Here is a 17,130-nt window from a genome sequence, read left to right as displayed (position 1 = left end):
GATGACCCTCATGCAGCTTTTGGGCGGCGTGGGACTTTTCCTTTTCGGCATCAGACTGATGGGCGAGGCCCTTCAGGATCTGGCGGGAGACCGCCTCAGACGGCTCATCGCCGCGCTGACCAAGACGCCTGTCCGGGGCGTCCTGGTCGGGACGCTGGTGACCATCCTGATCCAGAGCAGCAGCGGCACGACGGTCATGACGGTCAGCTTCGTCCACGCCGGGCTGATGACGCTCAAGCAGGCCGTGGGCGTCATCATGGGGGCCAATATCGGCACGACGGTGACGGCTCAGCTCATCGCCTTCAAGATCAAGGATTTCGCCCTGCCCATCATCGCCCTCGGCGTGGCGCTCTCCTTCATCGGACGCTCGAAGATGCGCAGGTACATGGGGAACGGCCTCATCGGTTTCGGCCTCCTCTTCCTGGGGATGACGACGATGGAGGAGGCCATGAAGTTCCTGGCCGGGCGTCAGGATCTTTTCCTGGCCTTCTCCCACCATCCCGTCCTGGCCGTCCTGGCCGGAGTGGGGCTGACGGTCCTGGTCCAGTCCAGCTCGGCCACGGTGGGGCTCACCATCGCCATGGCCTCCCAGGGGTTTCTCCCCCTGGGGGCGGCCATTCCCATCCTTTTCGGCGATAACATCGGGACGACGATCACGGCCGTTCTGGCCTCGGCCGGTTCTGGGCGCGAGGCCAAGCAGGCCGCAGCTTCGCACGTGCTTTTCAACGTTTTCGGTGTCCTTTTCTTCATGCTCCTCCTTCCTGTCTTTACCCAGGTCGTTCTGCTTACCTCCGACGACATCGCCCGACAGCTCGCCAACGCCCATACCCTCTTCAACGTCTCCAATACCCTTCTCTTCCTCCCTTTCACGACGCCTTTCGTCAAGCTCATCGAACGGCTCGTGCCGACGCAGGGCATCGTCCACGAGACGGGTCCCCGTTTTCTCGACAGGCGCCTCATCGCGGCGGCCCCTGCCGCCGCCGTCGACGCCGTCCGCATGGAGATGGTCCGTATGGGAGTGCTGGCCCTGGAGATGCTCGACTTCGTCCGCGAGGCCTTTGTCAACGACGACGCAAGAAGGATCGACATGGTCAACGAGAACGAGAAGCTCGTCAACGAGCTGAACCGCGAGATCACCCGTTTCGCCGCCGAGCTGGGCCAGGCCAGCCTCTCCTCCGATCTCGCCAGCGTCCTCTCCCTCTACGTCAACGGCATCGGCGACGTGGAGCGCGTCGGTGATCACGCCCAGAACATCATCGAGCTTTTCGAGATGAAGCAGGACCAGCACATCGAATTCTCGCCGACGGCCATGGCCGAGTTCACCTCCATGTTCGACAAGACGCGAGGGGCCTTCGCCTCCTCCGTCGAGGCGATCCGCCTCGAGGCCTTGCCCGACATGGCCGAAGTCGACCGCATCGAAGACGAGATCGACAACGACGAGAAGATGCTGCGCAAGCGACACATCGGCCGCCTCAACGCCGGTGTCTGTTCTCCGGCGGCGAGCGTCATTTTCATCGACATCCTGAGCAACCTCGAACGGATCGGCGATCATTCGCGCAATCTCGCCCTGGGGGTCTCCGATGTCGTCCGTCTCCGAGAGGGGGATATCTCTCATGGCCGTTCATAGTCTGCTTCTCGGCGTCGTCCAGGGGGCGACGGAGTTCCTTCCCGTCAGCAGCTCGGGGCACCTCGCCCTGGCCCAGTGGCTCCTCGGCTTCGATGAGGCGCCTCTGCCCTTTGATCTCGTGCTTCACATGGCGACGATGGGCGCGACGGTGCTCTACTTCTGGCGCGACATCGTCGATCTGGTCCTGGAGTGGCTCGGCGGGTTTGTCTCTGCCCGAGGCCGCTGGAGCGAGGGATGGCGCTACGGCTGGGCCGTGGCCGCCGGTACGGTCGTCACGGCTTTTCCTGCCCTGGGGCTCAAGCCTTTAGTGGAGAGGATGATCCATCTCCCCTGGGCCGTGGGGCTTGCCCTGGTGCTGACGGCGTCGCTGCTTTTCGCGGCAGGTCGCCTTCCCCGCCGAGGAGGGCAGGTCGTCCTCTCCTCGGGCTTTTTCGTCGGTCTGGCACAGGGATTGGCCGTCATCCCCGGCCTTTCCCGATCGGGCGCGACGATCGTCACGGGTTTGGCCACGGGGCTCAAGTCCGAGGAGGCCTTTCGTTTTTCCTTCCTCCTCTCCGTTCCGGCCATCTGCGGTGCCACCTTTCTGGAGCTGCGTTCCGTCGGGAGCTGGGGCGACTTCACGGCAGCCCTTCCGTCAGGATGGCTCGTCGGGGCGATGGCCGCCTTCGCGACGGGCTATTTCTCCCTTGTTCTTCTCCGACGAGTCGTTACACTGGGCAGGTGGCGCGGTTTTTCCCTCTACTGTCTCCTGCTGGGACTGGGCACCCTGGCCCTTTCCGTCGTCAGGGGGTGAGGCGATGGCCGCAAGAGGAGGAGCTCACTGGACCTTCGTCATCCTTCTCGTCCTTTTGGGGACCTTTCTCGGCGTCTACCTCCAGCGCTTCGACGTCACGGCTCCCTTCTTCCGCGATGTCATCCGCTCCGGTTTCGATCTCCGCGACGTCGATCTGGTCTTTATGCAGTTTGGCCTGTCCTTTCATCTCCGGCTCAATCTCGGAAGTCTTCTTGGAGGTCTCGTCAGTCTATGGATTCTTCGTTGATCGTCCCTCTCCCTTCGCCCCCTCTCGTCCTGGCCTCGGCCAGCCCTCGTCGTAGAGAGCTTCTTTCCGAGTTGGGCTGGTCCTTTTCGGTCGAGCCCTCCCGCGTCGACGAGACGATTCCCGAAGGGGAGCCCGCGGCCTCGGCCGTCGAGCGCCTGGCCAGGCTGAAGGCTTCGGCCGTGGCCGATAGGAGGGCCGAGTCCTGCGTCGTCGCCGCCGATACGGTCGTCGCCGTAGGAGGGCTCCTTCTGGGCAAGCCTCGCGACAGGGCCGAAGGGCGCGCCATGATCGGCCTCCTTGCCGGAAGGACGCACGACGTTTTCAGCGGCGTCGCTCTGGCCTGGCGGGGGAAAGTCTTTTCGGCGTCGGAGCGTACGGAGGTCACCTTTCGTCCCCTTTCGGAGTCTGAAGTGAGGGGCTACGTCGACACGGGCGAGGGCGACGACAAGGCCGGTTCCTACGCCATACAGGGCCGGGGCGCTCTTCTCGTCACGTCGATTCGCGGCTGTTATTTCAACGTCGTCGGTCTGCCTCTGGCGCGGCTCAGTCTTCTCCTGGCCGAGGCGGGGCTCTCTCTGGAACGGCAATGGAGGTTCGGTTCACGATGAACGGCAATCGGCACAAGGTTTTCTGGGGCGCCCTCTCCCTCGCCCTGTTGCTTTCCTTCCCCGGTCTCTTCCAGCGCTGGAGCGTCGAGGAGGCCACCCACACGGTAGGTCTCGTCGCCGCCTATCGCGATGTGGCCGCGTTGGCCGATCAGGAGGGGATCGAAGACGAGGAAGCCCTGGGCCTCCTGCAGGAGGCGGGGCTGACGGGGCTCATGGTGGGCGATCTTACGGGCAAGGAGCTGAGTAACGGGGCCCTTCCCCTCTGGTTCGGCCCCAAAAACGGCCTTCCGTCGACCTGGTCAGGGGCTTTGGAAGGCGATTCCGATGGCGCCGTCGTCTGGGTCCGGCAGGGAGATCTCGACGTGGATCTCGTCCGGCGTCATGTCGTCGCCCGCTTCGGCGACGTGCCCTTCTACGAGGGAGAGGAGGGGGCTCTTTTCCTCCTTCCTCTTTCCCTTTCGGCTCTGGAGGAGGCCGCCGTCCTTCCCGATTTCGAGGGGTTGGCCCTTTCGAAGGAGCTGGCCCTTCCCATTCTCTTCCGTCCCGCCCCCTCTCACGGTCTCGACGGCTCCGCAGCCATGGCCGCCCTGGGCGCCGTCCTCGACGAGAACGCCCAGGTCCGCGCCCTGGCCCCGTCGGGACCTGTCGTCACGGCCTATCCTAATGTCGAGCTCCTGGCCGAGGTCGTGAGGGAACGGAAGTTGCCTCTGGCCAAGGTGGAGTTCTCCCGCCAGGTGGGGGCCATCCCCCTGGAGTGGCGCGTTTTTCCCTCCCTTCTGCCCCTCCACAGCGTCACGGCCGAGGAGATCCAGAGCCGTGGCCTTGACGGTCGTCAGATCGTCGAGCGGATGGTTCGCGCCGCCAGGGAGCGTTCCCTCCGCCTCCTCGTCATGCGTCCCGTCTCCTATTCGGGACCGCAGACGATGGAGGCCTTCCGCGCCGATCTGCTCGCCATCTCGCGGGGAATGGGCCGTCACGGGCCCCGTCTGGGCTGGCCCGAACCGATCCCCCTCTGGCAGGCCGGTCTGCCCGATGCCGTGGCGCTGGCCCTCGTCCTCGTCTTCTCGGCGATGGTTCTCCTCTGGCGGATAGGCGGTCGCTACGGCGAGGTCATGGGGGTTTTGCCCGCCCTTCTGTTGGGTTTTTTTGCCGTCGCTCTCGGCGTCGTCACCTGGAAGGTGCCTTTCGTCGCCCGAGTCGTCGGGGCCTTTGCCGTGCCCCTTTTCGCTTCGGCGGCCTGTCTGGCCGCTCTCGAGGGGTGGCGCACGCCCTGGAAGGGGCTCCTCGAGGGGCTGTTCATTCTCCTCGTCGGAGGGGTGGCCGTGGCGGCCTTTTTCGGCACCCCCTATTTCATGCTGCGTCTCAAGGCCTTCTCGGGCGTCAAACTGACCCTTCTCCTTCCGCCCCTTTTCGTCCTCTTTCATGATCTCAAGCGGAAGGTGCACCCCGAGGGGTTGGGCGATCTGCTCCGGAGGCCTCCTCTGTGGGGTGAGATTTTCCTCCTCGTTCTCCTTCTGGGCGGGGCCGCCGTTGTGGCCATCCGAAGCGGCAATGTCGAGTCCGTTCCCCAGTGGGAGATCGACCTTCGCGATTTCCTGGAGCAGTGGCTCGTAGCCCGACCGAGGACGAAAGAGACCTTCATCGGCTATCCCGCTCTGATCCTCTGGTACCTCTTCCGCCGGCGTGACTGGCTTCCCTCCTACCGGGAGGTGCTGAGGATCGGCAGCACTCTGGCCTTCGCTTCGGCGGCCAACAGTTTCTGTCACTTCCATACGCACCTGATTTTCACCCTATGGCGCGTCGGCAACGGTGTCTTCCTGGGCTGCCTTTTCGGGGTTCTCGCGGCCTTCATCGTCCTGCACCTTATCGAACCGGCCTGGCGGAGATGGGGACGGCTTCTTCTCGACTGAGGCGCCCCTTCCGGGTGCTTCTGTGCGGTTACTATGGCTTCGGCAATCTGGGCGACGAGCTGTTGGCTCAGTCGCTCGTCGCTCTTCTCGTCAAAACGGGTCTCGACCGCCGGGAGATCGCCCTCCTTTCGGCCGATCCCGCGGGAAGTCAGGCCGCATTAGGCGTAGCCTCCTTCGACCGATGGTCCCTCGGAGGCATCGTCACGGCCCTGAGCCGAAGCCGGACGCTCCTTCTCGGCGGCGGAGGTCTCTTCCAGGACAGCACGAGTTCCCGATCGCCTCTTTTCTATGGAACCGTCGTGGCGTTGGCCCGCCTCCTGGGCTGTCGGCCCTGGTCTTTCGGTCAGTCCGTCGGTCCCCTGCGGAGCGCCCTGGGGCGCATGGTGGCGCGAAATGCCCTGGCGGCCTGCCCCCTTGTCGTCGTTCGAGACGAGCCGTCTCGATCTCTTCTGGAGAGTTGGGGGATCGCCGCCCTGCTGTCCCCTGATCCCGTTCTTGCCCTGGAGCCCCAACGTCTTCCGTCGCGAGGCGAGGCTCTTTTGGTCAATCTGCGCCCCTGGGGCGATCTTCCCGGCAGGGCCGCCGAGGCGGTGACGGCTCTCGCCGAAGAGAGGGGCCTTCCCCTCGTCGGCGTGGCCATGGCCTCCGAAGACGAGGCGCTCATGGATCGCCTCCGCCGTGAGGGGCGGCTACCCCTCACGGAGCTTCTTCACCTGAAGAATCTCTTCGACGTGGGGCCCGCCTGGGCCCGCGGAGGGAGCGCTGTGGGGATGCGCCTCCACTTCAACGTCCTCTCCCTCATCGAAGGCGTTTCCTCTGTCGCCATCCCCTATGACCCGAAAGTGAGGGCTTTTGCCGAGGCCTGGAACATCCCTCTATGGGAGGGACGGGGGGGGATCGCTTTCCCCGTCGCGGGCGAAGAGGATCGCGACGCGAATCTCCGGGCCGCCGGGAAACGGATCGAAGGCGATCTTGCCTGGGCCCGACGAAGGATGGAGGAGGTCTCGGACTCTTGAACGGAGAGATGTTGAAAGCCCTTCGGGCTCGGGCCGTCGACGTGCGCAAGGATGTGGTCCGCATGGTCGGCATGGCCAAGTCGGGGCACCTCGCCTCGTCCCTTTCTCTCGTCGATCTTCTCGTCTACCTCTACGAGAGGGAGCTGCGTCTTCGTGCCGCCGAACCTCAATGGCCCGAGAGGGATCGTTTCATACTGAGCAAGCGCAACGGCGCTCCGGCCCTCTATACCGTTCTGGCCCACGGCGGTTTTTTCCCCCGCGAAGAGCTATGGAACTTCCGGAGCCTCGGCGCCATCTTGCAGCACCGACCCGAATGGCGTCGCACGCCCGGCATCGACGGTCCGAGCGGCTCTCCCGGGCTGGGGTTGGGGCTGGCCGGAGGTCTGGCCCTGGGGCTCGTCAAAAAGGGATGTGCCTCACGGGTCTTCTGCCTCCTGGGGGATTCGGAACTGGAGACGGGCACGGTCTGGGCCTCCATCGCCATGGCCTCGCGCTTCGCCCTGGCCAATCTCGTCGCCCTCGTCGACTGCAACGTCGCCGAAGGCGAGCGTCTCCAGACTCGGGCCGGAGAGAGGGCCTTTCAGGCCTTCGGCTGGACCGTCGCCCACGTCGACGGCCACAGTTTCGCCGACATGGAGGAGGTTTTCGGCGGTCTTTCGGCCGAACGGTCTGGCCCTGCGGCCCTTTTCGTGAGAACCTGTCTCGGGAAAGGCGTCACCTTTTTCGAGGAGGGGCGCTGGCCCCGCTCGACGGTGGCGCCCGGCAGGGATGACGTGGATCGGGCCCTGGGGGAGTTGAACGGTCTGGACGGCGCGGAGGACGGGCGATGAACGGTCACGGTTGTCGAAGCGCCCAGGAAGGGTTCGGCGAGGCTCTGGCCTCCCTGGCCGGTGACAGCGCCGATTTTCTCCTCTGCGTCTCGGCGCAGGAAGAGGGTTTCCTCTCCTTCGCCGAGGCCTTTCCCGACCAGTTCGTCCGGACGGGGTCGACGGAGGAGGATCTCGTCGTTGCGGCGGCCGGTCTCAGCCTGGCCGGATTCCGCGTCGTCGTCGCCTCGACGGCCTCCTTTCTCGTCGGCCGTGCCTACGACCGAATCCGCAATCTCGTCGCCCTGCCCCGGTTACCCCTCTGTCTCGTCGGCAGCGGCAGCGGCTTTTCCCGAGGCGACGAGGGAGCCCCTTATCAGATGTTGGAGGATCTGGCTCTCATGAGGGCCCTTCCGGGAATGGCCGTCGTCGTGCCCTCCGACGCCCCTTCTGCACGCCGTCTCGCCGTCGAGGCCTGCCGGAGCGAGGGACCCGTCTACCTCCGCCTGGGCGATCATCCCAGGGCCTCCCTCTACGGCGAGGACGACGCCGACTTCGCCCTCGGCGAGGGGCGCCTCCTCCGCAGCGGCGACGAGGTGACGCTCTGTGCCTGTGGCGTCATGGTCCACGAGGCCCTTCGAGCCGCCGAGATTCTCGCCCAACAGGGGCTTTCCCCCGAGGTGATCGACTGCTACAGCGTCAAACCCCTTCCGGAACGCCTCATCCTCTCGTCGGTGCGCCGCACGGGGTGTTGCGTCGTCGCCGAGGAGCATGGCGTCGTCGGCGGCCTCTGCGGCGCCGTGGCGGAACGGGTCTCTCAGCGTTGTCCCGTCCCTCTCCGCTTCGTCACGGCGGGAGAGCGCTTCGGCCAGAGCGGAACGACGGCCAACCTTCAGGAATACTACGGTCTCACCTATAAGGAGATCGTCGGAGCGGCCGCCCAGGCTTGGGCGATGCGGAGGAGGTAAGCCATGGATATCCGCATCTCAGGGGTGACAAAAGTCTTTGAAGGCGATATCGTCGCCCTGGAAGGAATTTATCTCACCGTAGGAGCCGGCGAGTTTGTCTACCTCGTCGGAACGACGGGATCGGGCAAGACGACGCTCATGCGCGTCATTTCCCGCGAAGTCCTTCCCACGAAGGGGCAGGTGATGGTGGGCGAATTCGACCTGCGGCGCATGCGGTCCCTCGACCTTGCCTACTACAGGAGAGATCTGGGGATCGTCTTTCAGGATTTCCGTCTTCTGCCCCACCTGACGGTCCTTGAGAATGTGGCCTTCATCCTCGAGGCCATGGGTGTCCCCCCCAAGGAGGTCCGTGACCGGTCGGGTTTCGTCCTCGAGCGGGTCGGCATGTGGCACCGCCGTTTCCTGCGTCCCACTCAGCTCTCGGGAGGGGAGCAGCAGCGGGTGGCCATCGCCAGGGCCATCGTCAACGCTCCGGCCCTCCTCTTGGCCGACGAACCCACGGGCAACCTCGATCCCCGTACGTCAGACGAGATCGTTCAGCTTCTGACGTCGATCAACGCCTCGGGGACGACGATCCTCATGGCGACGCACAATCAGTATCTCGTCGACGCCTACCGTCACCGTGTCGTCGAGCTGAACCGGGGGCGCATCGTCCGCGACGAAAGCCAGGGGAGGTATGTGGCCGATGTCGACCTTTAGGTACCTCTTGCGCGACACCTTCCGACTCCTCTTCCGCCACTGGGGCATGAGCCTCCTGACGCTGTTCTCCATCTCGGCCGTCTTCTTCCTCCTCGGCGTCAGCTCTCTCCTGAGCCTCAATGCCCGCCACGTCCTGGGCAACGTCGAGGGCCAGCTCACCGTCCAGGCCTACCTCCGGCACGACGCCGACCTGGCGGCCATGAAGGCCAAGGTGGAGAGCTTCGGCAACACGGCGCACGTCGTCGCCGTGACACCCCAAGAGGCGCTGGAGCGTCTCAAGGCACGCCTGGGCAACAGGGCCGAGGTGGTGACTCTCGTGGGAGAGAACCCCCTGCCTCCGGCCCTGGAGATCCGCGTCGACAGGGCCTCTCAGGTTACCCCTCTGGCGCGTCGTCTCGTGGCCATGGCCGAGGTGGAGGACGTCGTCTACGCCGGTGGCCTGGCCGAGAAGCTGGAGCGCCTCTCCTCCTTCGTCGGACGTCTCTCCCTGGGTGCCCTCGTCATCGCCGTCGCCGCCGCCGTCATGGTTCTCTTCAACACGGTGCGCATGGCCGTCTATTCCCGCCGCGACGAGATCCACGTCATGCTCCAGGTGGGAGCCACTCAGGCCTACGTGGCCTTTCCTTTCGTCCTCCAGGGGATGATTCTGGGAATGGTCGGCGCCGGACTCGCCTCGTTGACCCTTCTGCGGACCTATGCCTCGGCCGTCGATGTTCTCTCGGCGACGATGCCCTTCCTGCTTTTCGTCCGAGACGGAGCCCTTCTGGTCCGCCTCGGCATCGTCCTCGTCGGGGCGGGGATCAGCCTTGGCTGGATCGCCAGCTGGTTCGCCGTCGTCCGCTTCATCCGTTCGGCCGTGAGGCCCCTCTGATCACTCTCCGAGGAAGAGGAGGAACGTCCATGAAAGGTTCGGCAGCTCTGCTTCTCGCCGTCCTTCTTCTCTCGCCTCTGACGGCTCAGGCCCTGACGCGGGAGGAGGTGGACCGGAGCCTGCGGCAGGAGGAGGCCAGGCTGGCCCAGATCGAGGCTCAGGTGGCCGCCCATCGCCAGAAGCTGGGCGAGACTGCCCAGAAGGAAAAAAGCCTCCTCGACGAGCTGTCGCGGATCAACGAGAAGACCGTCGTCACCCAGCAGAAGATCGTTGTCCTCGACCTTCAGCAGAAAAAGGTGGCTGGCCGCATCGAAGATCTCGAGAAAGAGATCGCCTCGACCCGCAAGGATCTGGTCGGCGTGCAGGAGCTTCTTCGCAAAAGGCTCCTGGCCCTCTACAAGTACGGTAACGGCGCCGATCTCGACCTTCTCCTCTCTACCGGCGACGTTCAGGAGGCCCTGGCGACGACCTATCTCCTGAAACGGATCACCGACCAGGACCGTCTCTTCTTCGACGACCTGGCCCGCAAGAAAGAGGGCCTGGAGAAGGCCCTGGGCGAGCTGGAGAGCCAGAGAGGGCAGCTGAAGAGGCAGAGGGCCTCTCTGGAAAAGGAGAAAAAAGAGTATAATCAATCCTTGGCTCAGCGGAACAAGGCTCTCGACACGATCCGCCGCGAGAAGGTCAGTTTCGAGAGGGCCGAGAAGGAGTTCGCCCAGGCCCAGGCCGAATTGGAACAGAGGATTCGCCGTCTCCTCCAGGAGAAGCAGCGCCTGGCCGAGGAGGCACGGAGGGCCGCGGCGGCTGCGGCGGCCGCCCAATCCGGTCGCCGGCCCCCTTCGCCTCCTCCTGCGGCCTACAAGCCGGGAGGCAGATTGAAGTGGCCCATCCAGGGCAAGGTCATGAGCCCCTTCGGCACGCGTGTTCATCCCGTCTTCAAGACGAAGACGACCCACACGGGAATTGACATCGACGGCAACAGAGGCGATCTCGTGGGGGCCGCCGAGGCGGGAGAGATCCTCTTCACGGGATGGCTGCGCGGCTACGGCCAGATCGTCGTTGTCGACCACGGAGGCGACTTGACCACCGTCTATGCCCACCTGTCGCGGATCTCCGTCGCCGAAGGCGATCGCGTCAAAGTGGGCCAGACCGTGGGACTGGTGGGCGACACGGGCGTCGCCACGGGCCCCCACCTCCATTTCGAAGTGCGCGTCAACGGTGAGGCCAAAGACCCGATGCGCTATCTGGGCGGACGATAAGCCCCTCAACAGAAGGTGAACGCTTCTATGTGGAAACGCAGTCGAGACATCATCGCTGGCATCCTGATCGGCCTTACCCTGGCAGGGGGAGTCCTCGTCTTTCGCACGAACCTCGTCGAAGGCTTCGATCTGAGGTCCGTTCCCTTCGGCAACCAGGGCCTCTGGCTGATGAAGCAGGCCCGGGCCATCCTGGAGACGTACCACGTCGATGCCGACAAGCAGGAGGACGTCGAGAACAAACTGGTCCACGGCGCCCTGAGAGGCATGGTTTCGGCCTGGGAGGACCCCTATACGCGCTACGTCGATCCCGATCAGATGAAACAGGAAGAGATCGAGATGCAGGGCGAGTACGGCGGCCTGGGGATCTACATCGGCAAAAAAGAGGGGCGGACCATGGTCATCAGCCCCATAGAGGGGACGCCGGCCGATCGGGCCGGTCTCAAACCCCTCGACGAGATCGTCAAGGTCGATGACGAAGTCATCATCGGCGTCGACCAGAACGAGGTCGTCAAGAAACTCCGCGGTGCCCCGGGGACGGCCGTGACGGTCTGGATCCGCCGGGAAGGGGCCGACGAACTCCTCCAGTTCGATCTGGTCCGCGAAAACATCCAGATCCACTCCGTGCGTCACGAGGTCCTCCAGGAGCGTTGGGGCTATATCCGTCTCATCCAGTTCAACCAGAAGACGACGGAGGAGCTTCAGGCCGCCCTGGACGACGTCCTGAGCCAGGACGTGGAGGGGATCGTCCTCGACGTGCGCAACAACCCCGGCGGGCTTCTCAACGTGGCCGTCGACGTGGCCGACCTCTTCCTCGACGGAGGCCTCGTCGTCGGTATGCGGGGACGAGTCGAACGCTCCAACGATACCCTCTACGCCAGGCCCGGTGTCCGCACCTCTCTCCCTCTCGTCGTCCTCATCAACGAGGGGAGCGCCAGCGCCTCGGAAATCGTCGCCGGTGCCCTCCGGGATCGGAGCGAGGTCCCTCTCGTCGGCAAGAAGAGCTTCGGAAAGGGATCGGTCCAGACCCTCTTCAATCTTCCCGACGGCTCCGGCCTCTACGTTACCATCGCCCGCTACCACACGCCCAATGGGGTCAATATCGATCACAACGGCCTCGACCCCGACGTGGAAGTCGACGGCGAGATGACGAAAGAGAGAGAGGAAGACCTGCAGCTCAAGCGAGCCCTCGAAGAACTGGATCGGATCGCTTCGCCGCGGCGACAGGCGGCCTCTTAGACGATGGGGCTTTTCGTCGGGAGACGGGGCCGCGTCTCCCGGGCCTGGCTCCTTGTCCTGATCATGGTCTTTTCCGGCGGCCTTCTCATCGGAGCGGCGGTGAGACGTGACGGACATCCCGTCACGCCTCACCCGTCTGTCGGGGAGATCCGTGAGGAGGAGGGGCCGGAAGCTCCCGGGACGACGGAGGCGCCTCCGTCTCAGGACGCCAGTTCTCTCTTTGGGCCGACACCCGTCTCGAAAGAAGGCGACCTCTCCCGGTCGGACGAAGATCCTTTCGCGCCCGAAAGGCCTGACGGAGAGGGGCTGATCTGTCTCGTCATCGACGACTGCGGCTTCAACGTCGACGGTCCGCGCCGTCTGGTCGACGTGGCGATTCCCATGACCTTCGCCATTCTGCCCAGAGAGAGGCACAGCCTTGACGTCGCGGCCCTCCTTGAGGCGCGCGGCTTCCCCGCCATCCTTCACTTGCCCATGGAGGCCGAGGGTGACGGAACGAGGGGGGATTTCCTCGTCGGCGTCGCCATGAGCGACGACGTCATCTCCGAGACGGTGGCCGCCCTCCTTGACGAGATGCCGACTCTCGTCGGCGTCAATAACCATCGCGGCTCGCGGGCCACGGCCGACGAACGCGTCATGGAGGCCGTCCTGAAGCCTCTCGCCGAAAGAGGGCTTCTCTTTCTCGACAGCCGCACCAGCTCCACCTCCGTGGCCTTCCGGACGGCCCGGCGAATGGGGCTGAAGACGGCCTACAACAGTATTTTCCTCGACCACGAGGCGACGCTCGACTTCATGAAGAGCCAGTGGCTCCGGGCCCAGAAGCTGGCCCGAAGTCGAGGGTGGGTCGTCGTCATCGGCCACGTGCGGCCTTTGACGATCACCTTTTTCGAGACGATGGATCGGCGTCTTCAGCCGGGTCTGCGCTTTGTGACCCTTCCGGAGCTGCTCGAGGCCGTCTATCCCAGATGAGGAGGAATCAGAACGATGGCAGGACAGGTTGACGTCATCATCGGAGCCCAGTGGGGAGACGAAGGCAAGGGACGCGTCGTCGATGCCCTTGCCGGACGGATGGATGTCATCGTCCGTTATCAGGGAGGGGCCAATGCCGGGCATACCGTCATCGTCGGCGACGAGAAGCACGTCTTTCATCTCCTTCCCTCGGGAATGCTCTACTCGGGCTGCCTCTGCGTCATCGGCAACGGCGTCGTCGTCGATCCCGACCAGCTCCTTTCTGAGCTGAAAGAGCTTCAGGAGAAGGGCAAAGACAGGGCCCGACTGCTCATCAGCGGTTCGGCCCATGTCGTCATGCCCTACCACAAGGTCCTCGACGGGCTTGACGAGAAATTCCGCGGTCAGGACCGGCAGATCGGCACGACGAAAAGGGGCATTGGCCCCTGCTACGTCGACAAGTACAACCGCGTCGGCATCCGCGTCGAAGACCTCCTGGACGGCCATGTCCTGAGGGAAAAGCTGGAGTTCAACCTGGAGATCAAAAATCTCCTTCTCAGCCGCGTCTACGACGAATCGCCTCTTCCCTTCGACGACCTCTACGACAAGGCCCTGACCTGGGGCAAGGCTCTGGCTCCCTACGTGGGCGACGCCTCCCTCCTCGTCGACGAGGCCCTCGGAGAAGGGAAGTCGGTCCTCCTCGAAGGGGCCCAGGGAACGCTTCTCGACGCAGACCACGGCACCTATCCCTTCGTCACCAGCTCCCATCCCACCGCCGCAGGCGGCTGCCTGGGTGTCGGCATCGGTCCCACCCGGATCGACAGGGTCATCGGCATCGTCAAGGCCTACTGCACCCGCGTCGGCGACGGTCCCTTCCCCACTGAGGATCAGGGAGAGAAGGGGGCCTATCTCCGCGAAAAGGGATGCGAGTTCGGCGCCACGACGGGGCGTCCCCGACGCTGCGGCTGGCTCGACATGGTCGCCCTCCGCTATGCCGTCCGCGTCAACGGCATCACGGCCATCGCCCTCACCAAACTCGATGTCCTCGACGGTCTGAGTGAGATCTCCGTCTGCACGGCCTACGAAATCGACGGCAAGAAAGAGCGCCACTTCACCAACAACAGCGACAAGCTCATCGAGGCCCGGCCCATCTACGAGACCCTGCCGGGATGGAGCGAGTCTCTTGACGCCTGCCGCACCTTCGACTCTCTGCCTCAGGCGGCCCAGGACTACGTGACCTACATCGAAAAGACGACGGGCGTTCCCGTCATCCTCATCGGAGTGGGGCCGAAAAGAGAACAGACCATCCTTCGCGGACTCTGACGACTGCGCCATGCTTCTCGTCGACATCGACTTCTGCGATCTTTCCACTCTCGACGAGATCTACGCCATCGAGAGGCTCTGCAACCCCACGCCCTGGGAAAGGGCCTGGATCGAGAAGGACCTCTCCCTGGAAAGTGGCCTCTCCTGCTACCTCGGGGCCTGGAGGAAAAAATGCCTCATCGGCTTCGGTGCCTGCAAAAGACAAAAAAAGCGACTCTACATCATGAACCTCGCCGTCCATCCCGACTACAGACGGAAAGGGATTGCCTCCCAACTTCTTCTGGCCCTCTGCGAGATCGGTCTCACCTGGGAGATGAAGGCCGTCGCCCTCGACGTCCGGGAGGGCAATGCCGATGCCCAGTCCCTCTACCGGGCCTTCGGCTTCCGCGTCGTGGGTCGTACCCGGGGCTACTACAACGACGGGGAGGATTCCTACGTCATGATGACCTCCTTGCCCCTCGATCTGGGGTAGACCGCTGCCCGGAGGTGCCTTCCCTCCTGAGGGAAAAAGGGCTTGTTGGCCTTGAGGGGACGGACGCGGCTCAGGGGATTTCGGGGTTTGCCCTAACGAGAAGAGGGGCGGGAGTCGATCGACTCCCGCCCCTCTCGTCTCCTGAACCGGGCCGAGAGAACTAGCGGCCGTCCATCATGGCCGCCACGTCAGACTCGACGGTGTCGATGGCCCTGATGCCGAAGTTTTCCACGAGGACCTTGGCCACGTTGGGCGAGAGGAAGGCCGGCAGGGTAGGGCCGAGGCGGATATCCTTGATGCCCAGAAAGAGGAGGGCCAGGAGGACGGCGACGGCCTTCTGCTCGTACCAGGCGATATCGTAGGAAAGGGGCAGCTCGTTGATGTCGGCGAGGCCGAAGACCTCCTTGAGCTTGAGGGCGATGACGGCCAGAGAGTAGGAATCGTTGCACTGACCGGCGTCGAGGACGCGGGGAATGCCGCCGATGTCGCCCAGAGCGAGCTTGTTGTAGCGGTATTTGGCGCAGCCCGCCGTGAGGATGACCGTGTCCTTCGGAAGGGCCTGGGCCACCTCGCTGTAGTAGTCGCGGCTCCTGTGGCGCCCGTCGCAGCCGGCCATGACGACAAAACGCCTGATGGCTCCGCTCTTGACGGCCTCGACGATCTTGTCGGCCAGGGCCAGAACCTGACGGTGGGCGAAACCGCCGACGATCGTTCCCGTCTCGAGTTCCGTCGGGGCCTTGCAGGTCCTGGCCCTGGCGATGAGGGCCGAAAAATCCTTGGCGCCTCCTTCGGGCCTGTCGGGAATGTGAACGGCTCCGGGATAGCCCGTCATGCCCGTCGTGAAGAGGCGGTCGGCGTAGGTGTTGTGCCTCTTGAGAGGGACGAGGCAGTTTGTGGTCATCAGGATGGGGCCGTTGAAGGCCTCGAACTCGTCGTTCTGCTTCCACCACGATCCTCCGTAGTTGCCGACGAAGTGGTCATATTTCTTGAAGGCCGGGTAGTAATGGGCAGGCAGCATCTCGCCGTGCGTGTAGACGTCGACGCCGGTCCCCTCGGTCTGCCTGAGAAGGTCCTCCATATCGCGCAGGTCGTGGCCGCTGATGAGGATGGCCGGGCGCGTGCCGACGCCGATGTTGACCTGGGTGATCTCCGGGTTCCCGTAAGTCTCGGTGTTGGCCCTGTCGAGAAGGGCCATGGTCTGGACGGAAATCTCCCCGGCCTTGAGGACGAGGGCCACCATGGCGTCGACGGAGAGGTCCTCCGTCGTCGACGCCAGAGCCTCCATGAAGAAATCATAAAGATTTTCGTCCTCGTACCCCAGGACGGCGGCGTGGTCGGCGTAGGCGGCGATGCCTTTGAGGCCGATGATGAGGAGCTGTCTCAGCGAGCGGACGTCTTCGTTTTCCGTGGCCAGAACGCCCACGCTCCGGGATTTTTCGGCGAAGGAGTCGGTCGGGCCGCTCCATGTGGCACTGTCGTCCATAGTCTTGTCGAAGTCGCGTCCCCTCTCGGCCTTGTAGGCGGCCAGAACGTCCTGTCGCAGGACTTCGCGCCGCTCCAGGGCCTGGCCGATGAGAGAGGCGAAGCGCTCGTCGTCCCAGTTGGCGTTGGTGATGGTCGAGAAAAGACATTGGGCGACGAACAGCCCTTCCGAGTGGGCGATCTCCAGGCTGCGGGCCTCTTTCGACCATAGGGCGATTCCCTTCAGTGTGTGAATGAGCAGATCCTGAAGATTGGCCGTTGCCTCCGGCTTGCCGCAGACGCCGCGGACGGTGCACCCTTTGTTATTGGCGCATTCCTGACACTGGAAACAGAACATCGTCATTCCTCCTCGTCAGATAAATGAAGAAAGGGAAGATCGGATCAGAGCAGACGGGCTGATGCTGCAGGCCGGGGCGTCTTCACGACGAGAACGCGAAAAGGTTCGTCGCCCTCGTTGCGCCAGCAGTGGGGGATGTCCTTGGGGCTCTCGACGAGCCTGTCGGGGCCGACGGAGCGTTTTTCGTCGCCGATCTCCACAGTTCCCGTTCCCTGGAGAACGTAAAAAAAGACGTCGACGGGCGTGACATGGCGTTTCAAGGATTCTCCCGCTTCAAGCGTGATATGCATGACCTGGGCGTCGGGGTTGTCGTAGAGCTTGCAGACGCTGACGCCGTGAGGCGTCTGCAGAGGGGCGGCCTCTTCATAAGACGTGACTTTCATGGCGGAGCCCTCCTTCCGATCCCCGTGCCTCTTGCGGCCGGGTCAGGGTTTCTCGGGTATGATGGAAAGGGAAAAGGAGTTCCCCTCTTCCGAGTTCCATCGTGACAGAAGGGACGGAACTTTTCCTTGACGGAGATCAAGAAAAGGA

At 64.0% G+C, this 17,130-nt stretch carries 17 protein-coding genes; 15 read left to right on the top strand and 2 right to left on the bottom strand.

All coding sequences use genetic code 11. The annotated features are described in order from the left end of the window. The first annotated feature begins 1 nt into the window (after position 1). Genes KAR29_RS05160 through rimI form a run of 15 tightly spaced genes read left to right on the top strand, consistent with a single transcriptional unit; the run spans position 2 to position 14,780 of the window. Positions 2-1,627: a Na/Pi cotransporter family protein gene (locus tag KAR29_RS05160; RefSeq protein WP_274374916.1), complete on the top strand. Its 1,626-nt coding sequence runs from the start codon at positions 2-4 to the stop codon at positions 1,625-1,627. Further along, entirely contained in the window at positions 1,614-2,420 is an 807-nt protein-coding gene (locus KAR29_RS05155) for an undecaprenyl-diphosphate phosphatase (RefSeq protein WP_274374554.1), read from the top strand. Before KAR29_RS05160 ends, KAR29_RS05155 begins: the two co-directional genes overlap by 14 nt. Positions 2,421-2,424: 4 nt before the next feature. Then, positions 2,425-2,667: a hypothetical protein gene (locus KAR29_RS05150; protein WP_274374553.1), complete on the top strand. Its 243-nt coding sequence runs from the start codon at positions 2,425-2,427 to the stop codon at positions 2,665-2,667. Next, positions 2,652-3,275, top strand: coding sequence for a Maf family protein (locus tag KAR29_RS05145; protein ID WP_274374552.1), 624 nt, complete (start codon positions 2,652-2,654; stop codon positions 3,273-3,275). Before KAR29_RS05150 ends, KAR29_RS05145 begins: the two co-directional genes overlap by 16 nt. Then, positions 3,272-5,185 (top strand): DUF5693 family protein, encoded by a 1,914-nt coding sequence (locus KAR29_RS05140; protein ID WP_274374551.1) that lies wholly within the window; start codon positions 3,272-3,274, stop codon positions 5,183-5,185. The genes KAR29_RS05145 and KAR29_RS05140 overlap by 4 nt, the downstream gene beginning before the upstream one ends. A gap of 14 nt (positions 5,186-5,199) precedes the next feature. Continuing rightward, positions 5,200-6,201 carry a polysaccharide pyruvyl transferase CsaB gene (csaB, locus tag KAR29_RS05135; protein ID WP_274374550.1) on the top strand — a complete coding sequence of 334 codons (1,002 nt, stop codon included), beginning with the start codon at positions 5,200-5,202 and terminating at the stop codon, positions 6,199-6,201. Beyond that, positions 6,198-7,031, top strand: a complete 834-nt coding sequence (locus tag KAR29_RS05130; RefSeq protein ID WP_274374549.1) for a thiamine pyrophosphate-dependent enzyme — start codon at positions 6,198-6,200, stop codon at positions 7,029-7,031. The genes csaB and KAR29_RS05130 overlap by 4 nt, the downstream gene beginning before the upstream one ends. Beyond that, a complete protein-coding gene (locus KAR29_RS05125) occupies positions 7,028-7,975 on the top strand; it encodes a transketolase family protein (RefSeq protein ID WP_274374548.1) in 948 nt (315 codons plus the stop codon). The genes KAR29_RS05130 and KAR29_RS05125 overlap by 4 nt, the downstream gene beginning before the upstream one ends. A 3-nt stretch (positions 7,976-7,978) precedes the next feature. Next, positions 7,979-8,674, top strand: coding sequence for a cell division ATP-binding protein FtsE (locus KAR29_RS05120; RefSeq protein ID WP_274374547.1), 696 nt, complete (start codon positions 7,979-7,981; stop codon positions 8,672-8,674). Continuing rightward, positions 8,661-9,545 carry a cell division protein FtsX gene (locus KAR29_RS05115; protein ID WP_274374546.1) on the top strand — a complete coding sequence of 295 codons (885 nt, stop codon included), beginning with the start codon at positions 8,661-8,663 and terminating at the stop codon, positions 9,543-9,545. The genes KAR29_RS05120 and KAR29_RS05115 overlap by 14 nt, the downstream gene beginning before the upstream one ends. A 29-nt stretch (positions 9,546-9,574) precedes the next feature. Beyond that, complete coding sequence (locus tag KAR29_RS05110; protein WP_274374545.1) at positions 9,575-10,801, top strand: murein hydrolase activator EnvC family protein; 1,227 nt, start codon at positions 9,575-9,577, stop codon at positions 10,799-10,801. A 27-nt stretch (positions 10,802-10,828) separates the two neighbouring features. Continuing rightward, the gene (locus KAR29_RS05105; RefSeq protein WP_274374544.1) at positions 10,829-12,037 is read left to right on the top strand and encodes a S41 family peptidase; all 1,209 of its coding nucleotides are present in this window, start codon (positions 10,829-10,831) and stop codon (positions 12,035-12,037) included. A 3-nt stretch (positions 12,038-12,040) separates the two neighbouring features. Then, the gene (locus tag KAR29_RS05100) at positions 12,041-13,006 is read left to right on the top strand and encodes a divergent polysaccharide deacetylase family protein (protein ID WP_274374543.1); all 966 of its coding nucleotides are present in this window, start codon (positions 12,041-12,043) and stop codon (positions 13,004-13,006) included. Positions 13,007-13,021: 15 nt separating this feature from the next. After that, positions 13,022-14,308 carry an adenylosuccinate synthase gene (locus KAR29_RS05095; protein WP_274374542.1) on the top strand — a complete coding sequence of 429 codons (1,287 nt, stop codon included), beginning with the start codon at positions 13,022-13,024 and terminating at the stop codon, positions 14,306-14,308. A gap of 10 nt (positions 14,309-14,318) precedes the next feature. Further along, positions 14,319-14,780 carry a ribosomal protein S18-alanine N-acetyltransferase gene (gene rimI / locus KAR29_RS05090; RefSeq protein WP_274374541.1) on the top strand — a complete coding sequence of 154 codons (462 nt, stop codon included), beginning with the start codon at positions 14,319-14,321 and terminating at the stop codon, positions 14,778-14,780. 160 nt (positions 14,781-14,940) lie between these two features. Here rimI and hcp read toward each other — a convergent pair whose 3' ends face one another. Next, positions 14,941-16,599 (bottom strand): hydroxylamine reductase, encoded by a 1,659-nt coding sequence (gene hcp, locus KAR29_RS05085; protein ID WP_274374540.1) that lies wholly within the window; start codon positions 16,597-16,599, stop codon positions 14,941-14,943. A gap of 44 nt (positions 16,600-16,643) precedes the next feature. After that, positions 16,644-16,982 carry a cupin domain-containing protein gene (locus KAR29_RS05080; protein ID WP_274374539.1) on the bottom strand — a complete coding sequence of 113 codons (339 nt, stop codon included), beginning with the start codon at positions 16,980-16,982 and terminating at the stop codon, positions 16,644-16,646. Positions 16,983-17,130 lie beyond the last annotated feature (148 nt).

It is taken from the genome of Aminithiophilus ramosus (assembly GCF_018069705.1).
Classification (GTDB): domain Bacteria; phylum Synergistota; class Synergistia; order Synergistales; family Aminithiophilaceae; genus Aminithiophilus; species Aminithiophilus ramosus.
This window is presented reverse-complemented; position numbering and strand designations above follow the sequence as displayed.

Coding starts and splice junctions, on each gene's coding strand:
- KAR29_RS05120 (WP_274374547.1), top strand. CDS start 7,979: ATGGATATCCGCATCTCAGGGGTGACAAAAGTCTTTGAAGGCGATATC.
- KAR29_RS05095 (WP_274374542.1), top strand. CDS start 13,022: ATGGCAGGACAGGTTGACGTCATCATCGGAGCCCAGTGGGGAGACGAA.
- KAR29_RS05110 (WP_274374545.1), top strand. CDS start 9,575: ATGAAAGGTTCGGCAGCTCTGCTTCTCGCCGTCCTTCTTCTCTCGCCT.
- hcp (WP_274374540.1), bottom strand. CDS start 16,599: ATGTTCTGTTTCCAGTGTCAGGAATGCGCCAATAACAAAGGGTGCACC.
- KAR29_RS05155 (WP_274374554.1), top strand. CDS start 1,614: ATGGCCGTTCATAGTCTGCTTCTCGGCGTCGTCCAGGGGGCGACGGAG.
- KAR29_RS05145 (WP_274374552.1), top strand. CDS start 2,652: ATGGATTCTTCGTTGATCGTCCCTCTCCCTTCGCCCCCTCTCGTCCTG.
- KAR29_RS05115 (WP_274374546.1), top strand. CDS start 8,661: ATGTCGACCTTTAGGTACCTCTTGCGCGACACCTTCCGACTCCTCTTC.
- rimI (WP_274374541.1), top strand. CDS start 14,319: ATGCTTCTCGTCGACATCGACTTCTGCGATCTTTCCACTCTCGACGAG.
- KAR29_RS05150 (WP_274374553.1), top strand. CDS start 2,425: ATGGCCGCAAGAGGAGGAGCTCACTGGACCTTCGTCATCCTTCTCGTC.
- KAR29_RS05100 (WP_274374543.1), top strand. CDS start 12,041: ATGGGGCTTTTCGTCGGGAGACGGGGCCGCGTCTCCCGGGCCTGGCTC.
- KAR29_RS05080 (WP_274374539.1), bottom strand. CDS start 16,982: ATGAAAGTCACGTCTTATGAAGAGGCCGCCCCTCTGCAGACGCCTCAC.
- KAR29_RS05125 (WP_274374548.1), top strand. CDS start 7,028: ATGAACGGTCACGGTTGTCGAAGCGCCCAGGAAGGGTTCGGCGAGGCT.
- KAR29_RS05105 (WP_274374544.1), top strand. CDS start 10,829: ATGTGGAAACGCAGTCGAGACATCATCGCTGGCATCCTGATCGGCCTT.
- KAR29_RS05160 (WP_274374916.1), top strand. CDS start 2: ATGACCCTCATGCAGCTTTTGGGCGGCGTGGGACTTTTCCTTTTCGGC.
- KAR29_RS05140 (WP_274374551.1), top strand. CDS start 3,272: ATGAACGGCAATCGGCACAAGGTTTTCTGGGGCGCCCTCTCCCTCGCC.